This window comes from Streptomyces sp. NPDC057939, from assembly GCF_042887545.1.
Lineage (GTDB): Bacteria > Actinomycetota > Actinomycetes > Streptomycetales > Streptomycetaceae > Streptomyces.
In genome coordinates this window covers 106,155-132,956 of the sequence record NZ_JBHVPG010000001.1, presented here as the reverse complement: position 1 = coordinate 132,956, position 26,802 = coordinate 106,155, and the positions used below count along the sequence as shown (strand labels likewise).

The 26,802-nt window shown below is 71.4% G+C and carries 23 protein-coding genes and 1 pseudogene; 18 read left to right on the top strand and 6 right to left on the bottom strand.

The genetic code is table 11. The features are described from left to right. Positions 1-52: 52 nt before the first annotated feature. Both ACFVS6_RS00600 and ACFVS6_RS00595 read right to left on the bottom strand, forming a co-directional pair. Positions 53-2,275 (bottom strand): annotated as a pseudogene (locus ACFVS6_RS00600) ((Fe-S)-binding protein); the annotation flags it as partial. A gap of 110 nt (positions 2,276-2,385) precedes the next feature. Continuing rightward, the gene (locus tag ACFVS6_RS00595) at positions 2,386-2,919 is read right to left on the bottom strand and encodes a sugar transferase (protein ID WP_389699762.1); all 534 of its coding nucleotides are present in this window, start codon (positions 2,917-2,919) and stop codon (positions 2,386-2,388) included. Positions 2,920-3,114: 195 nt separating this feature from the next. Between ACFVS6_RS00595 and dnaK the strand changes: the two genes are divergently transcribed. From dnaK to ACFVS6_RS00575, 4 genes are read left to right on the top strand one after another with little or no spacing between them, the layout of a single operon-like run. Next, a complete protein-coding gene (dnaK, locus tag ACFVS6_RS00590) occupies positions 3,115-4,965 on the top strand; it encodes a molecular chaperone DnaK (protein ID WP_389699761.1) in 1,851 nt (616 codons plus the stop codon). Continuing rightward, complete coding sequence (gene grpE, locus ACFVS6_RS00585; RefSeq protein ID WP_385575268.1) at positions 4,965-5,633, top strand: nucleotide exchange factor GrpE; 669 nt, start codon at positions 4,965-4,967, stop codon at positions 5,631-5,633. The genes dnaK and grpE overlap by 1 nt, the downstream gene beginning before the upstream one ends. A gap of 39 nt (positions 5,634-5,672) precedes the next feature. Continuing rightward, on the top strand, positions 5,673-6,857 hold the full coding sequence (gene dnaJ, locus ACFVS6_RS00580; RefSeq protein WP_389699760.1) for a molecular chaperone DnaJ: 1,185 nt from the start codon (positions 5,673-5,675) through the stop codon (positions 6,855-6,857). A gap of 1 nt (position 6,858) precedes the next feature. Beyond that, positions 6,859-7,311, top strand: a complete 453-nt coding sequence (locus tag ACFVS6_RS00575; protein WP_281208135.1) for a heat shock protein transcriptional repressor HspR — start codon at positions 6,859-6,861, stop codon at positions 7,309-7,311. Positions 7,312-7,437: 126 nt separating this feature from the next. Here the strand turns inward: ACFVS6_RS00575 and ACFVS6_RS00570 are convergent, their stop codons facing one another. Beyond that, positions 7,438-8,472, bottom strand: a complete 1,035-nt coding sequence (locus ACFVS6_RS00570) for a helix-turn-helix transcriptional regulator (RefSeq protein WP_281208136.1) — start codon at positions 8,470-8,472, stop codon at positions 7,438-7,440. Between the two features lie 102 nt (positions 8,473-8,574). Here ACFVS6_RS00570 and ACFVS6_RS00565 point away from each other — a divergent pair, with 102 nt between their 5' ends. After that, positions 8,575-8,892: a hypothetical protein gene (locus ACFVS6_RS00565; RefSeq protein WP_389699759.1), complete on the top strand. Its 318-nt coding sequence runs from the start codon at positions 8,575-8,577 to the stop codon at positions 8,890-8,892. Continuing rightward, entirely contained in the window at positions 8,892-9,206 is a 315-nt protein-coding gene (locus ACFVS6_RS00560; RefSeq protein ID WP_362125672.1) for a (2Fe-2S)-binding protein, read from the top strand. Before ACFVS6_RS00565 ends, ACFVS6_RS00560 begins: the two co-directional genes overlap by 1 nt. A 180-nt stretch (positions 9,207-9,386) precedes the next feature. Here the strand turns inward: ACFVS6_RS00560 and ACFVS6_RS00555 are convergent, their stop codons facing one another. After that, positions 9,387-9,791 carry a pyridoxamine 5'-phosphate oxidase family protein gene (locus ACFVS6_RS00555; RefSeq protein ID WP_389699758.1) on the bottom strand — a complete coding sequence of 135 codons (405 nt, stop codon included), beginning with the start codon at positions 9,789-9,791 and terminating at the stop codon, positions 9,387-9,389. A 123-nt stretch (positions 9,792-9,914) separates the two neighbouring features. Between ACFVS6_RS00555 and clpB the strand changes: the two genes are divergently transcribed. Together clpB and ACFVS6_RS00545 are read left to right on the top strand one after the other, a co-directional pair. Beyond that, the gene (gene clpB / locus ACFVS6_RS00550; RefSeq protein ID WP_389699757.1) at positions 9,915-12,512 is read left to right on the top strand and encodes an ATP-dependent chaperone ClpB; all 2,598 of its coding nucleotides are present in this window, start codon (positions 9,915-9,917) and stop codon (positions 12,510-12,512) included. A 123-nt stretch (positions 12,513-12,635) separates the two neighbouring features. Next, positions 12,636-13,181, top strand: a complete 546-nt coding sequence (locus ACFVS6_RS00545) for a YbjN domain-containing protein (protein WP_385575282.1) — start codon at positions 12,636-12,638, stop codon at positions 13,179-13,181. Positions 13,182-13,295: 114 nt separating this feature from the next. Here ACFVS6_RS00545 and ACFVS6_RS00540 read toward each other — a convergent pair whose 3' ends face one another. Further along, positions 13,296-14,489 (bottom strand): pyridoxal phosphate-dependent aminotransferase, encoded by a 1,194-nt coding sequence (locus tag ACFVS6_RS00540; protein ID WP_389699756.1) that lies wholly within the window; start codon positions 14,487-14,489, stop codon positions 13,296-13,298. 334 nt (positions 14,490-14,823) lie between these two features. On the opposite strand from ACFVS6_RS00540, the gene ACFVS6_RS00535 reads away from it, so the two are divergent. From ACFVS6_RS00535 to ACFVS6_RS00490, 10 genes are all read left to right on the top strand, one after another. Then, positions 14,824-15,075 carry a hypothetical protein gene (locus ACFVS6_RS00535; RefSeq protein WP_389699755.1) on the top strand — a complete coding sequence of 84 codons (252 nt, stop codon included), beginning with the start codon at positions 14,824-14,826 and terminating at the stop codon, positions 15,073-15,075. A gap of 206 nt (positions 15,076-15,281) precedes the next feature. Further along, positions 15,282-15,800, top strand: a complete 519-nt coding sequence (locus tag ACFVS6_RS00530) for a DUF2617 family protein (protein WP_281208144.1) — start codon at positions 15,282-15,284, stop codon at positions 15,798-15,800. Positions 15,801-15,990: 190 nt separating this feature from the next. Continuing rightward, entirely contained in the window at positions 15,991-17,631 is a 1,641-nt protein-coding gene (locus ACFVS6_RS00525; RefSeq protein ID WP_389699754.1) for a polyamine aminopropyltransferase, read from the top strand. A gap of 58 nt (positions 17,632-17,689) precedes the next feature. Beyond that, on the top strand, positions 17,690-18,541 hold the full coding sequence (locus ACFVS6_RS00520; RefSeq protein ID WP_389699753.1) for an SRPBCC family protein: 852 nt from the start codon (positions 17,690-17,692) through the stop codon (positions 18,539-18,541). Positions 18,542-18,560: 19 nt separating this feature from the next. Then, the gene (locus ACFVS6_RS00515; protein WP_389699752.1) at positions 18,561-19,349 is read left to right on the top strand and encodes an aldose 1-epimerase; all 789 of its coding nucleotides are present in this window, start codon (positions 18,561-18,563) and stop codon (positions 19,347-19,349) included. Positions 19,350-19,415: 66 nt separating this feature from the next. After that, complete coding sequence (gene pyrE / locus ACFVS6_RS00510) at positions 19,416-19,955, top strand: orotate phosphoribosyltransferase (protein WP_389699751.1); 540 nt, start codon at positions 19,416-19,418, stop codon at positions 19,953-19,955. A 270-nt stretch (positions 19,956-20,225) separates the two neighbouring features. Next, positions 20,226-21,248 carry a class II fructose-bisphosphate aldolase gene (fbaA, locus tag ACFVS6_RS00505; protein ID WP_389699750.1) on the top strand — a complete coding sequence of 341 codons (1,023 nt, stop codon included), beginning with the start codon at positions 20,226-20,228 and terminating at the stop codon, positions 21,246-21,248. Positions 21,249-21,541: 293 nt separating this feature from the next. Beyond that, entirely contained in the window at positions 21,542-22,234 is a 693-nt protein-coding gene (locus tag ACFVS6_RS00500) for a ScbR family autoregulator-binding transcription factor (protein WP_389699749.1), read from the top strand. A gap of 118 nt (positions 22,235-22,352) precedes the next feature. Further along, positions 22,353-23,078, top strand: a complete 726-nt coding sequence (locus tag ACFVS6_RS00495; RefSeq protein WP_389699748.1) for a BTAD domain-containing putative transcriptional regulator — start codon at positions 22,353-22,355, stop codon at positions 23,076-23,078. Between the two features lie 110 nt (positions 23,079-23,188). After that, positions 23,189-25,120: a helix-turn-helix domain-containing protein gene (locus tag ACFVS6_RS00490; protein WP_389699747.1), complete on the top strand. Its 1,932-nt coding sequence runs from the start codon at positions 23,189-23,191 to the stop codon at positions 25,118-25,120. A gap of 142 nt (positions 25,121-25,262) precedes the next feature. On the opposite strand, the gene ACFVS6_RS00485 is transcribed toward ACFVS6_RS00490, so the two are convergent. Further along, entirely contained in the window at positions 25,263-26,582 is a 1,320-nt protein-coding gene (locus ACFVS6_RS00485) for an IS701 family transposase (protein WP_389699746.1), read from the bottom strand. Positions 26,583-26,802: the final 220 nt, after the last annotated feature.

Below are 26,802 nucleotides of genomic sequence, written 5' to 3'. Positions count from 1 at the left end.
CCGCAGCCGCCGCTTCCTCCGCCTCCTGCGCGGCCAGCGCCTCGGCGAGTTCCTCCGCCGTCGGCTCCGGGGCCTTCACCGATTCCAGCAGCAGCTGCGCCACGTCGACGACCTGCACCGACTCCTTGGCCTGGCCGTCGTTCTTCTTGCCGTTGACCGAGTCGGTCAGCATGACCAGGCAGAACGGGCAGGCGGTGGAGACGATGTCCGGGTTCAGGGACAGGGCCTCGTCGACGCGCTCGTTGTTGATGCGCTTGCCGATCCGCTCCTCCATCCACATCCGCGCGCCACCCGCGCCACAGCAGAAGCCCCGCTCCTTGTGGCGGTGCATCTCCTGCTGCCGCAGGCCCGGCACCGACGACATGATCTCGCGCGGCGGCGTGTAGACCTTGTTGTGGCGGCCCAGGTAGCAGGGGTCGTGGTACGTGACCAGTCCGTCGACCGGGGTAACCGGCAGCAGCCGGCCCTCGTCGATGAGGTGCTGGAGCAGCTGCGTGTGGTGGATGACCTCGTACTCGCCGCCGAGCTGCGGGTACTCGTTCGCGATGGTGTTGAAGCAGTGCGGGCAGGTCGAGACGATCCGCTTCGCCGACTTCGGCTTCTTCGTCGCCGGGTCGTCGTCGTCCTCGCCGAACGCCATGTTCAGCATCGCCACGTTCTCCTGGCCGAGCTGCTGGAACAGCGGCTCGTTGCCGAGGCGGCGGGGGGAGTCACCGGTGCACTTCTCGTCGCCGCCCATGATCGCGAACTTGACGCCCGCGATGTTCAGGAGCTCCGCGAAGGCCTTCGTGGTCTTCTTGGCCCGGTCCTCCAGCGCACCCGCGCAGCCGACCCAGTACAGGTAGTCGAACTCGGAGAGGTCCTCCGCGTCCTTCCCGATGATCGGGACCTCGAAGTCGACCTCCTTCGTCCACTCGACGCGCTGCTTCTTGGCCAGGCCCCAGGGGTTGCCCTTCTTCTCCAGGTTCTTGAGCATCGTGCCCGCCTCCGACGGGAACGCGCTCTCGATCATCACCTGGTAGCGGCGCATGTCGACGATGTGGTCGATGTGCTCGATGTCGACGGGGCACTGCTCGACGCACGCGCCGCAGGTCGTGCAGGACCACAGCACGTCCGGGTCGATGACGCCGTTCTCCTCGGCGGTGCCGATCAGCGGGCGCTCGGCCTCCGCGAGGGCGGCGGCCGGGACGTCCTTCAGCTGCTCGGCGGTCGCCTTCTCGTTGCCCTCCATGTCCTTGCCGCCGCCCGCCAGCAGGTACGGGGCCTTGGCGTGCGCGTGGTCGCGCAGCGACATGATCAGGAGCTTCGGGGACAGCGGCTTGCCGGTGTTCCAGGCGGGGCACTGCGACTGGCAGCGGCCGCACTCGGTGCAGGTGGAGAAGTCGAGGATGCCCTTCCAGGAGAACTGCTCGACCTGGGAGACGCCGAAGGAGTCGTCCTCGCCCGGGTCCTCGAAGTCGATCTCCTTGCCACCGCTGGTCATCGGCTGGAGTGCGCCCAGCGCGACGGCGCCGTCGGCGTTCCGCTTGAACCAGATGTTCGGGAAGCCGAGGAAGCGGTGCCAGGCGACACCCATGTTGGTGTTGAGCGAGACGACGATCATCCAGATCAGCGAGGTGCCGATCTTGATCATCGCGGTGAAGTAGATGGCGTTCTGCAGCGCGCCGAGCGAGAGCCCCTTGAAGGCCAGCACCAGCGGGTACGAGACGAAGTACGCCGGGTCGTACGAGTCCACGTGGTGGATCGCGCCCTCAAGGCCGCGCAGCGCGAGGATCGCGAGGCCGATCGTGAGGATGATGTACTCGACGAAGTACGCCTGCCAGGCCTTCGAGCCGGCGAAGCGCGACTTGCGACCGGCCCGCGAGGGAAGGCTGAGCAGTCGGATCGCGATCAGCACGAGGATGCCGACGACGGTCATCAGGCCGATGAACTCGATGTACATCTCGAACGGCAGGAAGCCGCCGATGATCGGCAGCGTCCAGTCGGCCTGGAAGAGCTGGCCGTACGCCTGGGCGAGGGTCGGCGGCAGCGTCAGGAAGCCGATCGCGACGAACCAGTGCGCGAAGCCGACGATGCCCCAGCGGTTCATCCGGCTGTGGCCGAGGAACTCCCTGACCAGGGTGAGCGTTCGATCCTTCGGGCGGTCCGTGCGGCTGCCCGCCGGCACGGGCTGGCCGAGCTTCACGAAGCGGTAGATCTGCGCCACGGCTCGGGCGAGCAGCGCGACGCCGACCACGGTCAGAACCAGCGACACGATGATCGCGGCGAGTTGCATGGGAGGGCTCCTCGGGCGGGACTTACTAAGCGGTAACTTATTGAGTCAAGGCTTGAGGTTACCCATTCCCCGCGCCGCAATGTAGGTGAGCGTGCGGTGATCTGTGTCGCTCAGGCATGCCTCTGTCGGTAGGCCGCCCGAGGGGTCTGCGCGAGGATCGCGAGATCCATCCCCAGCCAATGGCTCTCCACATAGTGCCGGTCGAGCAGCGCCATCTCCTCCCAGGGGAGGTCGGACCGCGCGCTGACCTGCCACAATCCGGTCATACCGGGACGTACGAGGAGCCGCTCCGGTCGACCCGTGTCGCATTGTGGACGGGGTCCGACCAGCGACATCTCGCCCCGCACCACGTTGAGCAGTTGCGGCATTCCGTCCAGCGCGCACCGTCGGACCGCCGCGCCGACCCGTCCGGCCCCCTCGGTGCGCAGCCGCCAGGTGCGGAACGACCGGCCGCCGAGGCCGACGGCCGGGGTGCGTACGAGGACGCCCGTGCGGCCGGCCGCGTACAGCGGGGCGGCGACCAGCAGCAACGGGACGGCGACCAGGCCCAGCAGCACCAGCGCGCCGGCGAGGTCGAGCACCCGCTTGGCGGGCGGCCTCGCGGGCAGGGTCCACCGGGTCGGGAGCGTGAGCAGCAGGGGCATGCCAGCACCGTGCCGCAGGCCCCCCGCCCGCCCGGCGCGCCGCGCGGCGGCGTTCCCCCGCACGGCCCTGAGTCCGTCGGGTTGCGCGTAAGGAAGGCCTAAAGATTGAGCCCCCTCGACTCAGCTCTGTTGACGGACGGGCGAAGGTGGGGCATTCTTGAGCCTGTTCCACTCAAGTCAGCTGGAGGAATCAAAATGGCACGTGCGGTCGGCATCGACCTGGGCACCACTAACTCCGTCGTCAGCGTTCTCGAAGGCGGCGAGCCCACCGTCATCACCAACGCCGAGGGCGCCAGGACCACGCCGTCCGTCGTCGCCTTCGCCAAGAACGGCGAGGTGCTCGTCGGCGAGGTCGCCAAGCGCCAGGCGGTCACGAACGTGGACCGGACCATCCGCTCCGTCAAGCGCCACATGGGCACTGACTGGAAGATCAACCTGGATGGCAAGGACTTCAACCCGCAGCAGATGAGCGCCTTCATCCTGCAGAAGCTGAAGCGCGACGCCGAGGCCTACCTGGGTGAGAAGGTCACGGACGCGGTCATCACCGTCCCGGCCTACTTCAACGACTCCGAGCGTCAGGCGACGAAGGAGGCCGGTGAGATCGCGGGTCTGAACGTCCTGCGCATCGTCAACGAGCCGACCGCCGCCGCCCTGGCCTACGGTCTCGACAAGGACGACCAGACCATTCTCGTCTTCGACCTCGGTGGCGGCACCTTCGACGTGTCCCTCCTCGAGATCGGTGACGGCGTCGTCGAGGTGAAGGCCACCAACGGTGACAACCACCTCGGTGGTGACGACTGGGACCAGCGCGTCGTCGACTACCTGGTGAAGCAGTTCGCCAACGGTCACGGCGTCGACCTGTCCAAGGACAAGATGGCGCTCCAGCGTCTGCGCGAGGCCGCCGAGAAGGCGAAGATCGAGCTGTCCTCCTCCACGGAGACCTCGATCAACCTGCCCTACATCACGGCTTCCGCCGAGGGCCCGCTGCACCTGGACGAGAAGCTCACGCGCGCCCAGTTCCAGCAGCTCACCGCGGACCTCCTGGACCGCTGCAAGACCCCGTTCCACAACGTCATCAAGGACGCCGGCATCGCGCTGTCCGAGATCGACCACGTGGTCCTGGTCGGCGGCTCCACCCGCATGCCGGCCGTCGCCGAGCTCGTCAAGGAGCTCACCGGCGGTCAGGACGCCAACAAGGGCGTCAACCCGGACGAGGTCGTCGCCATCGGCGCGACCCTCCAGGCGGGCGTGCTCAAGGGTGAGGTCAAGGACGTCCTGCTCCTCGACGTGACCCCGCTGTCCCTCGGTATCGAAACCAAGGGCGGCATCATGACCAAGCTCATCGAGCGCAACACCACGATCCCGACCAAGCGGTCCGAGATCTTCACGACGGCCGAGGACAACCAGCCGTCGGTGCAGATCCAGGTCTACCAGGGCGAGCGCGAGATCGCGGCGTACAACAAGAAGCTCGGCATGTTCGAGCTGACCGGCCTGCCGCCGGCCCCGCGTGGCGTCCCGCAGATCGAGGTCTCCTTCGACATCGACGCGAACGGCATCATGCACGTCACGGCCAAGGACCTCGGCACGGGCAAGGAGCAGAAGATGACCGTCACCGGCGGCTCTTCGCTCGGCAAGGACGAGGTCGACCGCATGCGCCAGGAGGCGGAGCAGTACGCGGACGAGGACCTGCGTCGCAAGGAGGCGGCCGAGTCCCGCAACCAGGGCGAGCAGCTCGTCTACCAGACCGAGAAGTTCCTCGCGGACAACGCGGAGAAGGTCCCGGCCGACGTCAAGACCGAGGTCGAGACGGCCGTCACCGAGCTGAAGGACAAGCTCAAGGGCGACGACGCCGCCGAGATCCGCACCGCGACCGAGAAGCTCGCCGCGGTCAGCCAGAAGCTCGGCCAGGCCATCTACGCCGACGCCCAGGCCTCCCAGGCCGCCGGTGGCGCCGCCGCCGATGACGCCGGTCAGGCCAAGGCCGACGACGACGTCGTCGACGCCGAGATCGTCGACGACGAGAAGCCGAAGGGTGGCGCTGCCTGATGTCGGAGGAGACCCCGGGATTCGACGAGAAGCCCGAAGTCCCCGCCGACGGCACGCCTGACGACGCCGCCGAGTCGAAGGCCGCAGCTTCCTCCGAGGAGGAGGCCGCGGCCCCGGCCGGGGACTCCGCAGCAGCGGACGTCGCTCTGCTGGCGCAGCTGGACCAGGCCCGTACCGCGCTCTCCGAGCGCACCGCGGACCTCCAGCGGCTCCAGGCGGAGTACCAGAACTACCGCCGTCGCGTGGAGCGGGACCGGATCGCCGTCAAGGAGATCGCGGTCGCGTCCCTCCTGACGGAACTCCTCCCGACCCTGGACGACATCGGCCGGGCGCGGGAACATGGCGAACTGGTCGGCGGCTTCAAGTCGGTGTCCGAATCGCTGGAGAGCGCGGCCGCCAAGATGGGGTTGCAGCAGTTCGGCAAGGAGGGCGAGCCCTTCGACCCGACGATCCACGAGGCCCTGATGCACTCGTACGCGCCGGACGTCACGGAGACGACCTGCGTGGCGATCCTGCAGCCGGGCTACCGGATCGGCGAGCGCACGATCCGCCCCGCGCGGGTCGCGGTGGCCGAGCCCCAGCCGGGCGCGGCACCCGCCGCGAAGTCCGAGTCCGCAGACGGCGACACGCCGTCCGACAAGGACACGGATGCCCCCGACAAGGGCTGACGTCGAACATGTAGGGAACCGAGAGGAGGGCCACCGGGGATGAGCACGAAGGACTTCGTCGAGAAGGACTACTACAAGGTCCTCGGTGTCCCGAAGGACGCGACCGAGGCCGAGATCAAGAAGGCGTACCGGAAGCTCGCACGCGAGTTCCACCCGGACGCCAACAAGGGCGACGCCTCGGCCGAGGAGCGCTTCAAGGAGATCTCCGAGGCGAACGACATCCTCGGGGACCCCAAGAAGCGCAAGGAGTACGACGAGGCCCGCGCGCTGTTCGGGAACGGTGGCTTCCGCCCCGGTCCCGGCGGCGCCGGCGGCTCGTTCAACTTCGACCTCGGTGACCTCTTCGGAGGACAGCAGCAGCAGGGCGGTCCGGGCGGCGGCTTCGGCGGCGGCCTGGGCGACGTCTTCGGCGGCCTGTTCAACCGCGGCACCGGCCAGGGTCCGGGAACCCGCACCCAGCCGCGCCGCGGCCAGGACATCGAGTCCGAGGTCACGCTCTCCTTCACGGAGGCCGTGGACGGTGCGACCGTCCCGCTGCGGATGTCCTCGCAGGCGCCCTGCAAGGCCTGCTCCGGCACCGGCGACAAGAACGGCACCCCCCGGGTGTGCCCGACCTGCGTCGGCACGGGCCAGGTCTCGCGGGGCAGCGGCGGTGGGTTCTCGCTGACCGACCCCTGCTCCGACTGCAAGGGCCGCGGCCTGATCGCGGAGACCCCCTGCGACGTCTGCAAGGGCAGCGGGCGCGCCCGCAGCTCGCGGACCATGCAGGTCCGGATCCCGGCGGGCGTCTTCGACGGCCAGCGGATCCGGCTGCGCGGCAAGGGCGCGCCGGGCGAGCGCGGCGGCCCGGCGGGCGACCTCTACGTGGTGGTCCACGTCGACGGCCACCCGGTGTTCGGCCGCAAGGACGACAACCTGACGGTCACCGTCCCGGTGACCTTCGCGGAGGCCGCCCTCGGCGCCGAGATCAAGGTTCCGACCCTGAACGGCCCGGCGGTCACCCTGAAGCTTCCCCCGGGCACGCCCGGCGGTCGTACGATGCGGGCCCGCGGCAAGGGCGCGGTCCGCAAGGACGGCACCCGCGGCGACCTCCTCGTCACGGTGGAGGTCACGGTGCCGACGGAGCTGTCCGACAAGGCCCGCGAGGCCCTTGAGATGTACCGCGACGCGACGGATCCCGAGGACCCGCGCGCCGCGCTGTTCGAGTCGGTGAAGGGAGCATGAGATGGACGGCCGCCGCAGGAGCCACTACCAGCTGACCGACGACACCCCGGTCTACGTGATCTCGGTGGCCGCCCAGCTCTCGGGGCTGCATCCGCAGACCCTCCGTCAGTACGACCGCCTCGGCCTGGTCTCCCCGGACCGTACGGCCGGCCGCGGCCGGCGCTATTCGGCCCGGGACATCGAGCTCCTGCGCACCGTGCAGGCGCTGTCCCAGGACGAGGGCATCAACCTGGCGGGGATCAAGCGGATCATCGAACTGGAGAACCAGGTGGCCGCGCTCCAGCAGCGCGTCGCCGAACTGTCCACCGCCGTGGACGGGGCGGCCGCCGCCCTCCAGGCCCGCGAGGCCCAGGTGCACGCCTCGTACCGGCGCGACCTGGTCCCGTACCAGCCGCCGCAGCCGGGCAGCGCCCTGGTCGTCTGGCGGCCCGGCCCGAAGCGCCCGCAGGTCTGAACGGCCGGCGGCCGGCTTCGGCGCCCCTTCGCCCCGCACGTACGGAAGACCCCGCCCGGAACGCTCCGGGCGGGGTCTTCCCCACGTCGGGGGCATATGCCGTCCAGGAGGCCCCTGGTGGGCCCCTCAGGGCTCCGGGAGCGGCGGCGGGCCCGCGGAGTCGCGCAGGATGCCCGAGCGGGCGATGAGGAAGCCCAGCTGGGCTCGGCTGCCGCTGCCCAGCGCGGTGGCCAGCTTGGCGATGTGCGCGCGGCAGGTCCGTACGTTCATCCCCAGGCGCCGGGCGATGGCCTCGTCCACGTGTCCCTCGACGAGCAGTTGGGCGATGGAGCGCTGCACGCCCGAGATGCCGTCGGGCCGGTGGGTGTATGTAACTTCCTGGCTCAGCGGCACGGCGCGCCGCCACAACTGCTCGAAGACCTTGATCAGGTAGTCGACGAGGCCGGGGTGGCGCAGTTCCAGGGCGACCCTGCGGTCGTCGCTGACGGGGATGAAGGCCACGGTGCGGTCGAACACGATCAGCCGCTCGATGAGCTCTTCGAGGGTGCGGATCTCGACCTTGCCCGTGGAGATGCGGTCCACGTAGGCGAGCGTGCCCTGGCTGTGGCGCGCGGTGTGCTGGTAGAGGGTCCGGATGCTGACGCCCCGGTCGATGAGCGGGGCGTCCCGTTCCAGTGCCTCGGTGAGGGCGTAGGACGGCCGGGCACCACCGGGTTGGACCGTCAGCATCTCCGTGTGGCACTCGGCCGTCGCCAGGTCGAGGGCGGCGTTGATCTGGTCGAACCCCTCCAGAACGGTGATGGCGTGGGTGTTGGCGGGGTTCTGCGCACTGATGGTCAGGAACGGCTCGAATGCATCGGTGAGGTCGATCGCGCTGCGCCGACGGTCCTGGATCTCCCGTTCGAGAGGATGCAGGCGCTGGGCGAGGGCGACCGCCGGGGGAACCGCGCGAAGCTGGTTCGCGTCATCCGGGTCGGGACGCAGCAGAGCGAATTCGAGCAGGCAGGGGATGTTTTCCACCTCGCTACGAGGTACCCGGCCGGTGCTCAGTGCCGCTGCGTAAAGTCGTGCCCCCTCGTCGCACATGGATGTGACGGGGTGGGGATGTGTCGGGTTTGTGTCGTTTATGGGCAAATCTCCACCCCCCAGGGTCCTGAACATGCAAGAACATGATGCATCGTCCCTGTGGCCGTAACGTGCCTGAATGAGCCATGGTCTGACGTGCGGGGGAGAGGATTCCATCAAGTGAGGACGAAGCCGACCATGTACAAGAGAATGCTTCGCTCGGCGCTTGCCGTTGTTTTCTCCGCTGTTGCGGTATTTGGGGCAGTCAGCGCCGTCAATGGCGATGCGGGGAGCGCACTGGCCAGTGACAGCGGCTGGAATATCGTGCCGAAGGGCAAGTCGGACAGCGGTTGGAACGCGGCACCGGTCGACAGCGGCTGGAACGCCGCCCCCGCCGGGGAGCCCGACAGCGGCTGGAACGACACACCCGCAGGTGAACCCGACAGCGGCTGGAACACCCGGCCCGCCGGAGAACCGGACAGTGGCTGGAACTTCGTGCCCGAGAAGGCGCTCTGATGACCCCCGACGACCGCGACTTCCGGCGCGAGATGGCCTCGGCCTACCGGTCCGGGTGGCAGTTCATCGATCTCGCCACCGCCATTCCCTACACGGGCGATTCGTTGATGGTCACCTTGTTCGGCCAGCCGATCGTCGTCGTGCGCGAGGAGGACGAGGACGTCCGTGCGTACCGCTGCCTGCGCCGCCCCCGGGGCGCACCGCAGCCCGTCCGCTGCGAAGTGCGGTACGGCATGGTCTTCGTCAATCTCGATCAGCGCGACCACCAGCTCTTCGAACCCGACATCACCGCCGCCACCCCCCGCAGTGCCTGACGCGATCCCCCCGTCGTTGCAGATCGCCCAGGCGCTTCCCCCACACAACGGCGCCATCGTGGACCTGACCACGATGGCGCCGTTGTGATGTCCGCGTCCAGTGGTTGAACCGGACAATCACTTCGTGTCCGCGGCCCGGGGCCGGCCCGCCGGCACTGCCGCAGCGGGCCCGGGGCGGTCTCAGGCCCGGCCCATGGCCCGGTCGAGGGTGATCTCCATGACGACCCGGTCGGGGTTGGGCGAGGGGGTCCTCCCGTAGCGCTCCGCGTAGCGCTCCACGGCGTCGGCGACCGACGCCCCGTCGGTGCGGATCACCGCCCGGCCCTCCAGGGTGGCCCAGCGCCGCCCCTCCATCTGGCACACCGCCACCCTCGCGGCCCCGTCGGGCGACGCCAGGATGTTGCGCACCTTCTTGCTGTGCCTGTTGCTGATCACCCGGGCCAGCCCCGCCACGGGGTCGTACGTCACGCCCACCGGCACCACGTGCGGGGTGCCGTCGGGTCGGGGGGTGGTCAGGGTGCAGACGTGCCGCTCCCGCCAGAAGGCGAGGTACTCGGGCGTCGGGTTGAGTACGTCATGGGACATGGGCCGAGAGTACGTCCGAAGCGTGCCGCGCTCAGCCTTGAGTGGAATAGACTCAACTTTGCAGACGCTGAATCTGTCAGAGTTACGCGCCCCGTCATCCCCGTCGGAGAGGAGAAGCCGAAAGTGGACGCCGAGCTGACCAACAAGAGCCGTGCCGCCCTGAACGCAGCCACCAGCAGGGCCGTGAAGGACGGCCACGCCGACCTGACCCCCGCCCACCTGCTGCTGGCGCTGCTCGCCGGCGAGGACAACGAGAACGTCACCGACCTGCTCGCCGCGACCGAGGCCGACCAGGCCGCCGTCCGCGCGGGCGCCGAACGCCTGCTCGCCGCCCTGCCCAGCGTCACGGGTTCCACCGTCGCGCCCCCGCAGCCCAGCCGCGACCTGCTCGCCGTGCTCGCCGAGGCCGACGCCGAGGCCGGTCGGCTCGGCGACGAGTACCTCTCCACCGAACACCTCCTCATCGCCATCGCCGCCAAGGGCGGACCGGCCGGTGAGGTCCTTTCCGCCCAGGGCGCGACGGCGAAGAAGCTGCTGTCCGCCTTCGAGAACGCACGAGGAGGACGGCGGGTGACCAGCCCCGACCCCGAGGGCCAGTACAAGGCCCTGGAGAAGTTCGGCACGGACTTCACGGCAGCCGCACGCGAGGGCAAGCTCGACCCGGTCATCGGCCGCGACCACGAGATCCGGCGCGTCGTCCAGGTGCTGTCGCGCCGCACGAAGAACAACCCGGTGCTCATCGGCGAGCCCGGCGTCGGCAAGACCGCCGTCGTCGAGGGCCTCGCCCAGCGCATCGTCAAGGGCGACGTCCCCGAGTCCCTGAAGAACAAGCGCCTCGTCTCCCTCGACCTGGGCGCGATGGTCGCCGGCGCCAAGTACCGCGGCGAGTTCGAGGAGCGCCTCAAGACCGTGCTCGCCGAGATCAAGTCGAGCGACGGCCAGATCATCACCTTCATCGACGAGCTGCACACCGTCGTCGGCGCGGGAGCCGGCGGCGACTCCGCCATGGACGCCGGCAACATGCTCAAGCCGATGCTGGCCCGCGGCGAACTGCGCATGGTCGGCGCGACCACGCTGGACGAGTACCGCGAGCGCATCGAGAAGGACCCGGCCCTGGAGCGCCGCTTCCAGCAGGTGCTGGTCGCCGAGCCGAGCGTCGAGGACACCATCGCGATCCTGCGCGGGCTCAAGGGCCGCTACGAGGCCCACCACAAGGTCGTCATCAACGACAGCGCCCTCGTCGCCGCGGCCACCCTGTCCGACCGCTACATCACCTCCCGCTTCCTCCCCGACAAGGCCATCGACCTCGTCGACGAGGCCGCGTCCCGGCTCCGCATGGAGATCGACTCCTCGCCCGTCGAGATCGACGAGCTCCAGCGCTCCGTGGACCGGCTGCGCATGGAGGAGCTGGCGCTCAAGAACGAGTCGGACGCGGCCTCCCGCGAACGGCTGGAGCGCCTGCGCAAGGACCTGGCGGACAAGGAGGAGGACCTGCGGGGCCTCACCGTCCGCTGGGAGAAGGAGAAGCAGTCCCTCAACCAGGTCGGCGAGCTCAAGGAACGCCTGGACGACCTGCGCGGCCAGGCCGAGCGCGCCCAGCGCGACGGGGACTTCGACTCCGCCTCCAAGCTGCTCTACGGGGAGATCCCCGCGCTGGAGCGCGAGCTGGCCGAGGCCACCGAGGAGGAGGCCGCGTCCAAGGGCGGCGGCGCCAAGGACAGCATGGTCAAGGACGAGGTCGGTCCCGACGACATCGCCGACGTCGTCGGCGCCTGGACCGGCATCCCCGCCGGCCGCCTGCTGGAGGGCGAGACCCAGAAGCTGCTCCGCATGGAGGACGAGCTGGGACGCCGCCTGATCGGCCAGCAGGAGGCCGTACGGGCCGTCTCCGACGCCGTGCGCCGCACCCGCGCCGGCATCGCCGACCCCGACCGCCCGACCGGCTCGTTCCTCTTCCTCGGCCCGACCGGCGTCGGCAAGACGGAGCTGGCCAAGGCCCTCGCGGACTTCCTCTTCGACGACGAGCGGGCCATGATCCGCATCGACATGTCGGAGTACGGCGAGAAGCACAGCGTCGCCCGCCTCGTCGGCGCCCCGCCCGGGTACGTCGGCTACGAGGAGGGCGGCCAGCTCACGGAGGCCGTCCGCCGCCGCCCGTACAGCGTGGTCCTGCTCGACGAGGTCGAGAAGGCGCACCCCGAGGTGTTCGACGTCCTGCTCCAGGTGCTGGACGACGGCCGGCTCACGGACGGCCAGGGCCGCACCGTGGACTTCCGCAACACCATCCTGATCCTGACCTCCAACCTGGGCAGCCAGTTCCTCACGGACCCGGCGACCTCGGCGGAGGACAAGAAGGCCCGCGTCCTGGACGTGGTCCGCGCCTCCTTCAAGCCGGAGTTCCTGAACCGGCTCGACGACCTGGTGGTCTTCTCGGCCCTCGGCAAGGACGAGCTGGCCCACATCGCCGAGCTCCAGATCGGCCGCCTCGCCCGGCGGCTCGCCGACCGTCGCCTCACCCTCGACATCACGCCCGCGGCGCTGGCCTGGCTCGCGGACAAGGGCAACGACCCCGCGTACGGGGCCCGGCCGCTGCGCCGTCTGATCCAGACCGCGATCGGGGACCGGCTGGCCAAGGAGATCCTGTCCGGCGAGGTTCGGGAGGGGGACACCGTACGCGTCGACGTCGCCGGCGAAGACCTGCTGGTCGGAAGGGCCCTGTAAGGGTCACTGCCGCTTACCCCGGTCCTACTCCTGTCCGCCCGGAGCGGATCGCGCGTGCAGGGGTGGACACGGGGTGGGCGCGATGGTGGAGGATGGCTGTATCCGCACGAAGGGAAGTACACGGTGAGCATCGACCCGGCCTCGATTCCGAACTTCGGAGGGCAGCAGCCCGATCCGCAGGCCACAGGACCGGCGGGCCCCGTCGTCCCCGACCAGGACCTGGTCAAGCAGCTCCTGGAGCAGATGGAGCTCAAGTACGTCGTCGACGACGAGGGTGACCTCGCGGCGCCGTGGGAGGACTTCCGCACGTACTTCATGTTCCGCGGCGAGGACGAGCAGCAGGTCTTCTCCGTGCGGACCTTCTACGACCGCCCCCACGCGATCGAGGACAAGCCGCAGCTGCTGGAGTCCATCGACGACTGGAACCGCCGCACCCTGTGGCCGAAGGTCTACAGCCACACCCACGACGACGGCTCGGTCCGTCTGATCGGTGAGGCGCAGATGCTGATCGGCACCGGCGTCAACCTGGAGCACTTCGTGTCCTCCACGGTCAGCTGGGTCCGCGCCTCCATCGAGTTCGACAAGTGGCTCCTGGAGCAGCTCGGCCTGGAGAAGGAAGTCGACTCCGCCGAGGGCGACGACAAGAAGGACGACGGCGACAGCAACTAGTCGCCCGCGGCCTTCGCTGCGCAACCCGGCCACGCACCCGGTCATCCCGACCGCGGTGCGTGGCCGGCCGCGTTCCGGGCGCCTCCCGCCCCGGACGCGCCTTCGCAGGCGGGGTCAGGCCGTCAGCCGACCGAGGCGGGCCACCGCCTCCTCCAGGACGTCCGTCCGCTTGCAGAAGGCCCAGCGGACCTGGGTGGCGCCCGCGGAGACGTCGTCGTAGAACACCTGGTTCGGGATGGCGACCACGCCGCAGCGGTCCGGCAGGGAGCGGCAGAAGGCCAGGCCGTCCTTCTCGCCCAGCGGTGAGACGTCCGTGGTGATGAAGTACGTGCCCTGCGGGCGGAAGACCTCGAAGCCGGCCGCCGTCAGGCCGTCCGCGAGGAGGTCGCGCTTGGCCGCGAGGTCCGCGCGGAAGGTGTCGTAGTAGGAGTCCGGCAGGGCCAGGGCCTCAGCGATCGCGTACTGGAACGGCCCCGACGCGACGTACGTCAGGAACTGCTTCGCCGACCGCACCGCCGAGACCAGCGCGGGCGGGGCGGTGAGCCAGCCGACCTTCCAGCCGGTGAAGGAGAACGTCTTGCCGGCGGAGGAGATCGTCACCGTGCGCTCGCGCATGCCGGGCAGCGATGCCAGGGGGATGTGCGAGCCCTCGAAGACCAGGTGCTCGTACACCTCGTCCGTGACGACGAGGAGGTCCCGCTCCACGGCGAGCTCCGCGATCGCGGACAGTTCCTCGCGGGTGAGTACCGTGCCCGTCGGGTTGTGCGGGGTGTTCAGCAGGAGCAGCCGGGTGCGCGGGGTGATCGCGTCCCGCAGGGCGTCCAGGTCGGGGCGGAAGTGGGGCGCGCGCAGCGTCAGCGGGACGCGTACCGCCCCGGCCATCGCGATGCAGGCCGCGTACGAATCGTAGAACGGTTCGAGCGCGATGACCTCGTCACCCGGCTCCAGGAGGGCCAGGAGGGACGCCGCGATGGCCTCCGTCGCACCCGCCGTGACCAGCACCTCGGTGTCCGGGTCGTACGTCATCCCGTAGAAGCGCCACTGGTGCTCCACGACGGCCGTACGGAGCTCGGGGACGCCAGGACCCGGCGGGTACTGGTTGCCCCGGCCGTCGCGGACGGCCCGGACGGCCGCCTCGGCGATCTCGGCGGGGCCGTCGGTGTCGGGGAACCCCTGGCCCAGGTTGATCGACCCGGTGCGGGCGGCCAGGGCCGACATCTCCGCGAAGATCGTGGTGCCGAAGGCCGCCAGGCGGCGGTTGAGGAAGGGGCGGCTGCTGCTGCTCGCGGATGCGGTCATGGGCGCCATCCTGCGGGGAAGCTCTGGAGTTGCTCAAGTGTGCTTTGACGCGATCGGCCGGGGGGCATCCCCCCGTCACGCGGGACGAGGGGATCCCGCACCCCGGGGGACCGGGTTTCCGAGAGGAGGCGAGGACCGTGGTCCTGGTCTTTGTCCTGGTTCTGGTGTTCGTGGTGGCGGCCTGCGCGGTCGTCGGGATCCTGATCTCGAAGGCGAAGCGGGCGGCCGCGTACCGCCCGTACTCCGCGCGGTCGTCCTCGCGGTCGTCCTCGCGCGGCCGGTCCGGTACGGACGGGTCCGGCAGCTGGTGGGCCGCATCGGGCGGCGCGGGCGTGAGCCACTCGTGCGGCGGTTCCCCGTCCGACTCGGGCCCCTCCGGCGGGACCTCGACGTCGTCCTGCGGGTCGTCCTCGTCCTCGTGTGGCGGATCGTCCTCGTCCTGTGGTGGCGGGGGCGGCTGCGGCTCCGGCTGATCCTTCGGGAAGGCCCGCCGACGAGTGTTGAACAGGGCGCCCGTGGGGGACAACTTCCCTCGGGCGTCTACTTGTTCGGCCGGGCGTTACGGCGTACGGGCGGCATGCTGTTGAACACGTGAACTGAGTAGCCCCCGGGGGGATGTAAACCCCGTCAAGTTGGGTAAAAACGCTGTGAGTGCCGTGCCTTTCATGATTCCCTCGGTTGAGTAGACCAGTCCTCGGACCTCCCTGGACTTCCTGTGGACCCGTGCCGGTGTCCCCCCACCCGTTGACTACCGCTGGCGGGCTCCGGCCCATCTCCCTCGCGCGTTTGCGGAGCCGACTCATGCTCACGACCCTCCAGACCACCTATACCGACACGCGTGCCGCCGATCTCGCCTGGGCCCTGGGACGGGACCGGCTGCCCGCCCTGGCCGTACTGAACCTCCAGCTCGCGGACGCGAAAGTGGAACTCCGCCTGCTCGGGGCCTCTCACCAGGTGCTCCTGGAGGAGGGGGAGGTGCTCTGTTCGGAGACCGTCGCCTGCATGCCCGGAAGCAGTACCCCGCTTCCGCTCGGCGTGGCCAAGCGCGTCGGTGACTGGGAGTACGAGTTCGCCGCGCGCGTCGAGAACCTCTCCCGGGGCTCGTTCGCGGGCCGCGCCCAAGAACTCCTCGCCCTCGTCGCCGATCACCCGAACGGGCTGGCCGGCACCTTTCCCGGCAGCCCCCACGCGTTCACCGCCATGCTGGCCCAGCGCTACGAGGGCCAGGTCCGGTGGCGGACCTGGCACGCCTACCCCCAGGAAGGTCAGCTCGTCGCCACCCGCACCCGGGTGGGCGTACGCATGGGCGCTCCCGTCTAGCTCCGGTCCAGCTCTCGTCCGGCGCCCGTCCGGCTCCCGTCCGCCTTCCGCTCCGGCGTGCGCACGGGCGCCTCCGGGGCGCCCTCGGGGGCGGATTGCGGGGCGGTTACGCCAACTGGCCGGATTGGGACGGTACTTACACCCATGTGGGTGACAGGGTGTCGGTGGGCGGTAACGTACGGTTCGCTTCATGATCGACCGATCCGCCCCCCGCGGGGTGCTCCCGGCGCCGGAGCCCCGGGGCGTGCAGAACGCCCCGGCCGCCCTGCCCGTACAGCCACGGACCGGCCGACTCCTCGTCCTGGCCACCGTCTTCGTCTGCGCCGCCTGCGGGCTCGTGTACGAGCTGGAACTGCTCGCCCTCGGCTCCTACCTGATCGGCGACTCGGTCACCCAGGCCTCCGTGGTGCTGTCCGTCATGGTCTTCGCCATGGGAGTCGGCTCCCTCCTCGCGAAACGGCTGCGCGGCCGGCCCGCCCTCGGCTTCGCCGCCATCGAGGCCGCGCTCGCACTGCTCGGCGGGTTCTCCGCCATGGCCCTGTACGCGAGCTTCGCCTGGCTGGGCGAATCCCGGACCGCGCTCGTCGGCTTCTCCTTCGCCATCGGCGTCCTCATCGGCGCGGAGATCCCGCTGCTGATGGTGCTGATCCAGCGGATCCGCCGGCAGGACGCCGGAGGGGCGGTCGCCGACCTGTTCGCCGCCGACTACGTGGGCGCCCTCGTCGGCGGACTCGCCTTCCCGTTCCTGCTGCTCCCGGTGCTCGGCCAGCTCAACGGCGTCATGCTCACCGGCACCATCAACGCCGTCGCCGGCGGCGGGCTCGTCCTGTGGCTGTTCCGCCGCGACCTCAGCCCCCGCTGCCGCTGGCTGCTCATCGCCACCAACGCGGCCGTCCTCGCCGCGCTCGGCTCCGCGACCCTGCTCGCCGACGACTTCGAACGGGTCGCCCGCCGCGCCGTCTACGGCGGGGAGGTCCGGGTCGCCGTCCGGACCGAGGTGCAGGAACTCGTGCTGACCGGCCCGGCCACCGGATCCCCGCGCTCCCTCGACCTGTACCTCGACGGACGGCTGCGGGTCAGCGGCTACGACGAGTACCGCTACCACGAAGCCCTGGTGCACCCCGCGATGACCGGCCCGCACACCCGCGTCCTGGTCCTCGGCGGCGGCGACGGGCTGGCCGCCCGCGAGGTGCTGCGCTACCGGGACGTCGCCTCCGTCACCGTCGTCGAGCTCGACCCCGGCGTCGTCCGGCTGGCCCGCACCGACCCGATGCTCTCCGCGCTCAACGGGCGGGCCTTCGAGGACCCCCGCCTCGGCGTCGTCACGCAGGACGCCTTCCGCTGGCTGCGGGGTCCCGCCGCCCGGGACCGGTTCGACGTCATCGTCTCCGACCTCCCCGACCCCGGCATCACCCCGAGCACGAAGCTGTACTCGCAGGAGTTCTACGGGCTCGCCGCGCGGGCCCTGAACCCCGGCGGGAGGATCGCCGTCCACGCGGGAGCCCTCACCGCCCGGGCCCGTACGTACTGGACCGTCGACACCACCCTGCGCGCCGCCGGGCTGCTCACCACCCCCTACAGCACCGGAGGCCGCCTCTCCGGCTTCGCCGCCGGACCCGACCGCACGCTCGGCGGCGCCGGGGCGCCCCCGCAGGACTGGGGCTTCGTCCTCGCCTCCCGCGAGCGGACCCCCGAACTACGGGTCGACCGGGACACGCCCGCACTGCGCGCGGTGTCCACGCAGGCCTTGCAGGACGCGGCCCGGGACGCGGCCCGGACCCGGATCGACGGCCTGCCGCCCTCCACGTTGCCGTCCCCGCGCTACTCCTGAGCTGCGACGACTGTCGTGTCCGTGTGCACCGGCGGCTCTCCTCGGTAGGCTCGGCCGCATGGAGCATCAGGTGTTCGTTCCGGTCCCCGCGGAAGACCTCCGTGCCGTGCTGCGCGATCCGGCTCGCGTGGCGCGCTGCGTGCCCGGGCTCCAGCAGGACGCCGACGCCGCCGCCGGACCGACGGCCGGGCGGCTCAAGCTGCGGGTGGGCGGGCACACCGTGACCTACCGGGGCGCGCTGACCGTCGCCGAGAGCGGTCCGGACCGGTTCACCGCCGAGGGCACGGGCACCGAGGTGCGGGGCAACGGCACCGTCACGCTCTCCCTCGGGCTGACGCTGGTCCCGGACGGGGGCGGGACCCGGCTGGAGTTCACCTGCGGCGCCACCGCCGACGGGCGGGCCGCCGCCTTCGCACCGGAGGCCACAGCCGTCGCCGGGCGGCGCCTGCTGGACCGGGTGGGCGCGAACCTGGCGGCGGAGGCGGCCTCGGTGGTCGAGGGCGACGATGCCGATCCGCACGATCCCGTCGCCGAGGCCGAGGAGGCCGCCGACGCCGAAGGGGTCGGGGACGCGGGCGACGCCGGTCCCGTCGACGCGGTCAGCGCCTCCCTGTTCGACACCGAGGTGCCGCCCCCGTCCCTCGATCCCTTCCTGGAGGGCGACTTCGCGGAAGCCGCCGGCCCCGCCGCGGCGGCCCGCCCGCCCGCCGAGGCCGCCCACGCCCGGCGCACGATGATCGGCCGGAGCGCCGAGGAGGTGGACCACGCGCCCCCGCGCGGCCGCTACGCCCCGGTCCCGGCGCCCTCCACCGTCGGCGCGGCCGGCGGACTGCGCTGGGTCGCCCCGGCCGCGGCCCTCGCCATCGCCTCCGCGGTCGTGGTCGGAAGGGCGTTGCGCCGCCGTCGCTGACTCGCCGTAGGGTCGCCGTATGAGCACGCAACTGAGCGCCGGCGGCGCCGACATCACCATCGACCAGGAGAACGGCTGCCGGATCAGCAGTCTGCGCGTCGACGGGACGGAGCTCCTGCGCCAGGGGCCGCACTTCGGCGCCTTCCCGATGGTCCCCTGGTGCGGACGCACCGCGGACGGCCGGTTCCGTGACGGTGCGACCGTCCACCAGCTGCCCCTGAACCACCCGCCGCACGCCATCCACGGCCTCGGTCGTGACACGTCCTGGCGTCCGGCCGGAGCGAGCGCCACCCGCGCCGCCTTCGCGTTCGACCTCGTCGACCCCTGGCCGTACGCCGGTCGGGTGACGCAGATCTTCGAGCTGTCCGAGGACTCCCTGACCCTCACCATGGGCGTGGAGACCTACGAGAACTCCTTCCCGGCGCAGGCCGGCTGGCACCCCTGGTTCAACCGGACCCTCACCGCCGACGGCGCCGAGGTGCAGGTCGCCTTCGACCCCGCCTGGCAGGAGGAGCGCGGCGCCGACCACCTCCCCACCGGCCGCCGCATCGAGCCCGCGCCGGGCCCTTGGGACGACTGCTTCGGCATGCCCCACGGCGTGGACGTCACCCTCACCTGGCCCGGGGAACTGGAGCTCAAGGTCGCCAGCCGGGCCGAATGGGTGGTCATCTACGACGAGCAGCCCGAGGCCGTCTGCGTCGAGCCCCAGTCCGGCCCGCCGAACGGGCTGAACACGCTTCCGCAGCTGGTCACGCCCGTGGACCCGCTGGAGATGTCCAGCACCTGGACGTGGCGGCGCCTGGCGTAGCCGCACGGCCGCGGTGTGCGGGCGGGCCGTGCGGGGGCCGCCCGGGGCGCATCTAAGCTCGGGGGTATGACTGACGTACGCGATGCGCTTCTGCAGCAGATCAAGGACAAGGCCGTCGTGCACGGCAAGGTGACCCTCTCCTCCGGCAAGGAGGCCGACTACTACATCGACCTCCGCCGGATCACCCTCGACGGCCAGGCGGCCCCGCTGGTCGGGCAGGTCATGCTCGACCTCACCGCGGAGCTCGACTTCGACTGCGTCGGCGGTCTGACCCTGGGCGCCGACCCGGTGGCCACCTCGATGCTGCACGCCTCCGCCGCGCGCGGCGGACGGCTGGACGCCTTCGTCGTCCGCAAGGCGCAGAAGGCCCACGGCATGCAGCGCCGCATCGAGGGCACCGACGTCAAGGGCCGCCGCTGCCTGGTGGTCGAGGACACCTCGACCACCGGCGGGTCCCCGCTGACCGCCGTCGAGGCCGTCCGCGAGGCCGGCGGCGAGGTCGTCGCCGTCGCCACGATCGTGGACCGCGGCGCCGCGGACGCCATCGCCGAGGCGGGCCTGCCCTACCTCACCGGCTACCGCCTCGGGGACCTCGGCCTCGGCTGAGCGGTCCGCAGGCGTCTCGCATCGTGGTCGGGACCGGCTCGGAACAACTGGTGACGAAGGTCCTCGGAGGTCCCCGTTCCGCTCCTGACCTGCTGGTTTGCGAAGGGGCGCGGTGTTTCACGTGAAACGCCGCGCCCGGCTCACCCTCCCCGGGGTGACCGAAGGGGTGGAGTGTCGCGCCGAGTCTGGAAAGATAGGCGCGACGATGACGTCGCCCCCAGGTCAGGGCCCGCAATAAGCACACTCCCCGCACATCCAAGGAGCGGACAGATGCCCATCGCAACCCCCGAGGTCTACAACGAGATGCTCGACCGGGCGAAGGCAGGCAAGTTCGCCTACCCGGCCATCAACGTCACCTCGACCCAGACCCTGCACGCTGCCCTGCGCGGCTTCGCGGAGGCCGAGAGCGACGGCATCATCCAGATCTCCACCGGTGGTGCGGAGTTCCTGGGTGGCCAGTACAACAAGGACATGGTCACCGGCGCCGTCGCCCTGGCCGAGTTCGCGCACGTCGTCGCCGCCAAGTACGACATCACGGTCGCGCTGCACACCGACCACTGCCCGAAGGACAAGCTGGACGGCTACGTACGTCCGCTCCTGGAGGTGTCGGCCGAGCGCGTGGCCCGCGGTCTGAACCCGCTCTTCCAGTCGCACATGTGGGACGGCTCCGCCGAGACCCTGGCCGACAACCTGGCCATCGGCCAGGAGCTGCTCGCCAAGGCCGCCGCCGCGAAGATCATCCTTGAGGTCGAGATCACCCCGACCGGCGGCGAGGAGGACGGCGTCAGCCACGAGATCAACGACGAGCTGTACACCACCGTCGATGACGCGCTGCGCACCGCCGAGGCCCTGGGCCTGGGCGAGAAGGGCCGCTACCTGCTGGCCGCGTCCTTCGGCAACGTGCACGGCGTCTACAAGCCGGGCAACGTCGTCCTGCGCCCCGAGCTCCTCAAGGACCTCCAGGCCGGTGTCGGCGAGAAGTACGGCAAGTCCTCGCCGTTCGACTTCGTCTTCCACGGCGGCTCGGGCTCCACGGCCGAGGAGATCGCCACCGCGCTGGAGAACGGCGTCGTGAAGATGAACCTCGACACCGACACCCAGTACGCCTTCACCCGCCCGGTCGCGGACCACATGTTCCGCAACTACGACGGTGTGCTGAAGGTCGACGGCGAGGTGGGCACCAAGTCCACCTACGACCCGCGCACCTGGGGCAAGCTGGCCGAGGCCGGCATGGCCAAGCGCGTCACGCTGGCCTGCGCCGACCTGCGCTCCACCGGTACCAAGCTGAAGTAGTAGCACCACCGAAGACCTGAAGGGGTCCGCCGGTCCGTCTCGGACCGGCGGGCCCCTTCGCGTGCCCGGAGGGCCCGCGGACCCTGCGGGCACGCCGAGTCGGAGGGGGAGGGGGAGGGCACGGGGCCCGAGGTGACATACGCCCGGGGTGGCATGCGGCGGTGGACTGCGGCCCCGCGATGGTGTGGAATCTACTCAGAGAAACGTACCCACGGTTATGTAAATCCGTCGGGGCAGGAGAGGCGACACGGCATATGAGGACAGAGCGACCCCAGGTGAAGCAGGACCGGGCGGTGCGCACGCGTCAGGCGATCCTGGAGGCGGCGGCCCGGGTCTTCGACGAGCACGGCTACGACGCGGCCAAGCTGTCGGACATCGTCAACATCGCCCGGGTCACCAAGGGCGCGCTCTACTTCCACTTCGACTCCAAGGAGGGCCTGGCCCAGGCCGTCATCGACGCGCAGAACGAGCAGCAGCCGACGGTCCTGCCCCAGGAGTACAAGGCCCAGGAGTTCCTGGACATGGGCATGGTGTTCGCGCACCGGCTGCGGCACGAGGTGCTGATGCGCGCGAGCGCCCGCCTCACCCTGGACCAGGCGGGCCGCAACCTCGACAAGGCGGGCCCGTACCACGCGTGGATCGACCTGCACGTCTCCGTGCTGGAGGAGGCGAAGCGGCGCGGCGAGCTGTTGCCGAACGTCGACCCGGTGGTGCCGTCGAGGATGATCGTGGGATCGTTCGCGGGGCTGAACACGATGGCCCACACCCTGGGCCTGGACCTGGACGAGCAGGTCTCCGAGCTCTACACGTACGTGATGCCCAGCGTCGTGGTGCCCGCCGTGGCGATCCGGCTGGACACCGCGCCGCGCCGGGGGGCGCGGGCGCTCCACGGTCCCCGGGGCGTGCACCCCTGCGACCAGGGCTGTCCGGGCGGCGTGCCGGCCCCCGTCCCGGAGGGGATCCCGGACCGGAGCCTGTCCGCGTGACCCTGCGGTCCGTGCGTACTCCCTCCGGTGTGCGTACTCCTTCCGGTCCGTGCCCGCCCCTTCCCTAAAAGATCCTTCCGGGTATTATTTTTCTGCTCGCCTGCCCAGGGAGAACACTGTGGACATTGAGGTACTCGGAGCGCCGCGGGTCATCGAGAACGGTGTCCCCATCACGGCCCCCACGCCGGAGTCCCGGCACGTGCTGGCGGTCCTCGCCGCTTGGCCCGACCAGGTCGTGCCCGTCGCCGTCCTCGCGGACGAGTTGGCGGTCCACACCCCTCCCGAGCACGCCCGCGCCCTCCTGCACACCGCCGTGCGCCGCCTGCGCGAGCGGTTCGCGGAGGCGATGGGGGCGGGTTCGGTACGCACTCCGGAGTCCGTGCTGTCCGCCAGGCCCGGCGGGTATCTTCTCGACACCGGCGGAGGTCGCTCCGACGTCCGCGAGTTCGCCCGTGAATCCGGGGCCGGCTACCGCGCCATGGAACGTGGTGACTTCGAGCGGGCGGCCCTGCGCCTGCGCCGCGCCCTCGCCCTGTGGACCGGCCCCGCGCTGGACGGCATCGACGCCGGGACCTGGCTCGGCGCCCACCTCCAAGTGCTCGACGCCGACCGGCTCGCCGTACTCGGCCAGTGGGTCGAAGCGGAACTCGCCCTCGGCCGGCACCGCGAACTGCGCCTGGAACTCGCCGGCCTGCGCGGCCGCGGCGGCCCCGCCGGCAGGGCGGCCGCACGCCCCGACTTCCCCTACCTGGAGGCGCTGCGGATCGCCGAGGAACGCGTCGAGGCCATCCGCTCCGCCTGCCAGGCCCCCCGCCTGACCCTGGCCGGCGCCGTCCGGTGCTGACGGTCCGGCCGGCCCGGACGGACGGGACCCGTCCCCTGCTTGACCCCTCGTCGCACGGAACCTAGGTTCGGGGCGCGGGACAAAAGGGCTGGTCGGACGGGGGCGGCGGGATGAGCGGGGACGACGGCGGGGCACCGGGGGCACTGGTCGTACTGGAACTGCTCGCGGCGGACGCCCCGCAGAGCCGGTACGACGCCCTGTTGGAGGACGCCCGCTGCGCCGGCGCCGGGGAGGCACACCTCGCCGACCTCGCCCGGGCGGTGGATCTGGCCCGCTCCGTACGGGCGGACGCGCATCGCAGCAAGCAGCGCGAGGCCGCGCTCACCGCCCTCGTGGACACCGCGCACGACCTGACCTCGCCCTACGACATCGACGGGCTGCTGCGCCTGATCACCCGTCGGGCCCGGCGGCTCCTCGGCTTCGACATGGCCTGGCTGTCGCTGTCCCGCACGGACGGATCGGCGTACGTGCGCACCTCCGAGGGGGAGACCACCGCCCTGAACGTGGGGCTCGAACTGGGCACCGGGAAGGGGCTGGGCAGCATCGCCCAGGAGCGTCGGTCACCGGTGTGGACCGCCGACTACCTCGCCGACCCCGCCATCGTGCACGCACCCGGCATCGACGCCGTCGTGGAGGCGGAGGGGCTGCGCGCCATCATCGCCGTCCCGTTGCGGCGCGGGAGCTCCACGCTGGGCGCGCTCTACGGATCCGACCGCGCCGTACGGCAGTTCACGCCGGACGAGATCGGCATGCTGCTCTCCCTCGCGGACCTGGCGGCCGTCGCCATCGAGAAGGCCCGGCTGCTGGAACAGACCCGGGACGAGGTCACCGAGCTGGAGGCCTTCGGCTCGCGTACCAACACCGCCCTCACCCGGGTCCGCCACCTGTGGGAGTGTCACGCCCGGCTCGCCGGACTGGTGTTGGACGGGGCCGGCCTGGCCACCCTCGCCCGGGCGACCGCCGACGCGCTCGACGGAGTGCTCCAGGTGCGGGACCCGGGCGGGCGACCGTTGACCGCGACCGGTGAACTGCCCGACCTGGACGAGGAGTCGGTGACCAAGGGCGCGCTCCAGGCGCAGATGGACCGGCGGCCCGTACGGCTGCCCGGCGAGCTGTGGCTCGCCCCCGTCCTCGCGGGCGCCGAGGACCTCGGGGTGCTGCTGCTGAGCGCGTCGGCGCCGCTCGCGGAGGAGGACGTACGGCTCCTCCAACTGGCGGCCCAGTCGGTGGCCTCGCTGATGCTGATCCAGCGGGGCACGGCCGCCGCCGAGGGGCCCGTCCACGACGAACTGCTCGCCGACCTGCTGGAACGGCCGCACTCCGTCGACCTGCACCTGTTGGAACGCACCCGCCGGCTCGGCATCGACCTCGACCGGCCCCACGTCGTCGTCGTGGCCCGCCCCGAGGGCGGGGAACTCGGCAAGGCCGTCGCCTGGGCGTCCTCGTACGCCTACCGGATGGGCGGGCTCAAGGGGGTGCGCCGCGGCTGCATCGTGCTCGTCCTGCCGGGCGGCGACGCCTCCGCGGCCGCGCACCGGGCTTCAGGCGAACTGTCGCCGCTGCTCGGGCACGCCGTCTCCACGGGTGCGGCCGGCCCCACCGACGGCCCGGGCGAGGTGGCCCGGGTGTACGCGGAGGCCGTGCGCTGCCTGGACGCGCTGACCGCCCTCGACGGGGCGGGTGGCACGGCCTCCCTGCGCGAACTCGGCTTCCTCGGGCTGCTGTTGTCCGCCGACCACGACGTGGAGTCCTTCATCGCGTCGACGATCGGCCCCGTCCTGGAGTACGACAGCGACCGCATGACGGGCCTCACCCGCACCCTGGACGCCTACTTCGCGTCCGGCGGCAGCCCCACGCACGCCGCCGAGGCCCTGCACGTGCACCCCAACACCGTGTCCCGGCGCCTGGAACGCATCGCGGAACTCCTCGGTGCGGACTGGCAGAAGCCCGGCCGGGCCCTGGAGATCCAGATGGCCCTGCGCCTGCGCAAGGCCCGGACGGTCCTGCACGAACGCCGCACGGCGGGCGCCCGGCCGGAGTAGCCGGCGCGGGGACGCCGGCTCCCCGCCCGTCGGCGACGGGCGGGGAGCCGGGGCGCATCGGTCACGGCCTCGATCCGGCACGGCCTCGATCCGGCACGGCGTCGGGCCGTCATGGCGCCGATCCGGCACGGATCCGATCCGGTCACGGCGTCGGGCCGTGCTCCGTTCCCGCCGTCAACGCGCGGGCCGCGTGGGCGACCGACGCCAGGGTGACGTGCCGGTGCCAGCCGGGCAGGGCCCGCCCGGCGAAGTCGCGCAGGCCGACCTCCTGGCCACCGTGCTCGGCGGCGAAGCCCACCCGACGGCCCTGCTTGGTCAGCCGCAGCAGCGGGCCCACGGGGAGCCGTACGAGGTCGGTCACCCACACCTGCGCCGGAGCGCGCCGCGGATCGGTCCACTCGCCGACCAGCAGCAGGTGCCGGCGTCGGGCCGGCGACGGGTCGGGCATCATCACCCGCACCGCGACGGCCAGCGTGCCGCGGTGCCGGCCCCCCGGGTGTCCCGGATCGGGGTCGGTCCACTCCACCGGGGTGCACAGCCCCTTCACCGACTGCAGGATCTCGCGCGCGCTGCGCACCCCGGCGCCGTACCCCGGCAGGGTCGGATCGGTGACGAGCAGCGGTGTCGAGGCCGCCGCCCGCGCGATGACCGGCAGTCCCGCCTCCGCGAAGCGGTTCATCGTGGAGCGGGTCCCGATCTGCCGGATGTCGAGCACCACCGGGCGGGGGCCGCTCGCGCTGCGCCGCACGGTCTCGATGACGGCCGCCGCCGCGCACTGCTCGTACGCGGCCTGCGCGGCGTGCTCGTCCACGGCGTCCTGCGGACCCTCCGCGTCGGGCAGGAACATCCGCCACCCGACCGGCGTCACCAGCGCGGCCGAGGCGAACCAGGTCCCGAAGGCCTGCTGGCCCCGGAACATCTGCCCCTGGTGGGGGTCGAAGCGGTGCGCCGCGCCCACCGACCGGTCGCCGCCCTTCGGGATGGCCATCGGTTGGGCCACCCACGCGGTCAGCGGGGTCGTCGCCTCCAGGAAGCCCGAGAGGGAGGCGCGCAGGGGCTCCCAGTCCCAGGTGGAGCTGGAGATGAAGTGGTGCATGCTCTGTTCCGCCGCGGGGCCGCCCACCTGCCCGGCGATGCCGCGCATCGACTTGCGGCCCTGGAGGGCGAGCAGCCCCCGCACGTACTGCCGCCCCTTCTCCCGCTGGTCCTTGCGGCGCAGCGAGGACAGGACGACGGAACAGAGGTCCTCGGCCGCCTCGTGGACGGGGTCCCGGCGTACGGGGATCAGGGTGCCGGTGCCGGTGCCGGTGCTTGCGGTCGTGTGCGGTGCCGTGCTCGTCGTCGTGCGCGTCCCCGTCGTGGTGCCCGTGTTCGTCCCCGTCCCCGACCCCGTTCCCGTTCTCTCGGTGTGCCCCGTCACCGTGGCCGGGCCGGTTCCCGGCGCCACGGCGGTACTACTCATGATCGTTTTCACGACATGCCCCCTAGCGTGCATCGAATCCACCCCCACCGTCCGTCGCGGACACCGTGCGCGGGGAGGTGCGCCCGTCACCGCGCTTGGGCGGAACGTGGTGGGGTCCCCACCACCCGCCGCCGCGCGCCGCGTGACTTGACGGACTGCGGGACCGGACGTGGCCGCTCCGCCGGGGCGTCCGGCACGGTCCTTCACGAGGGGCCACTGC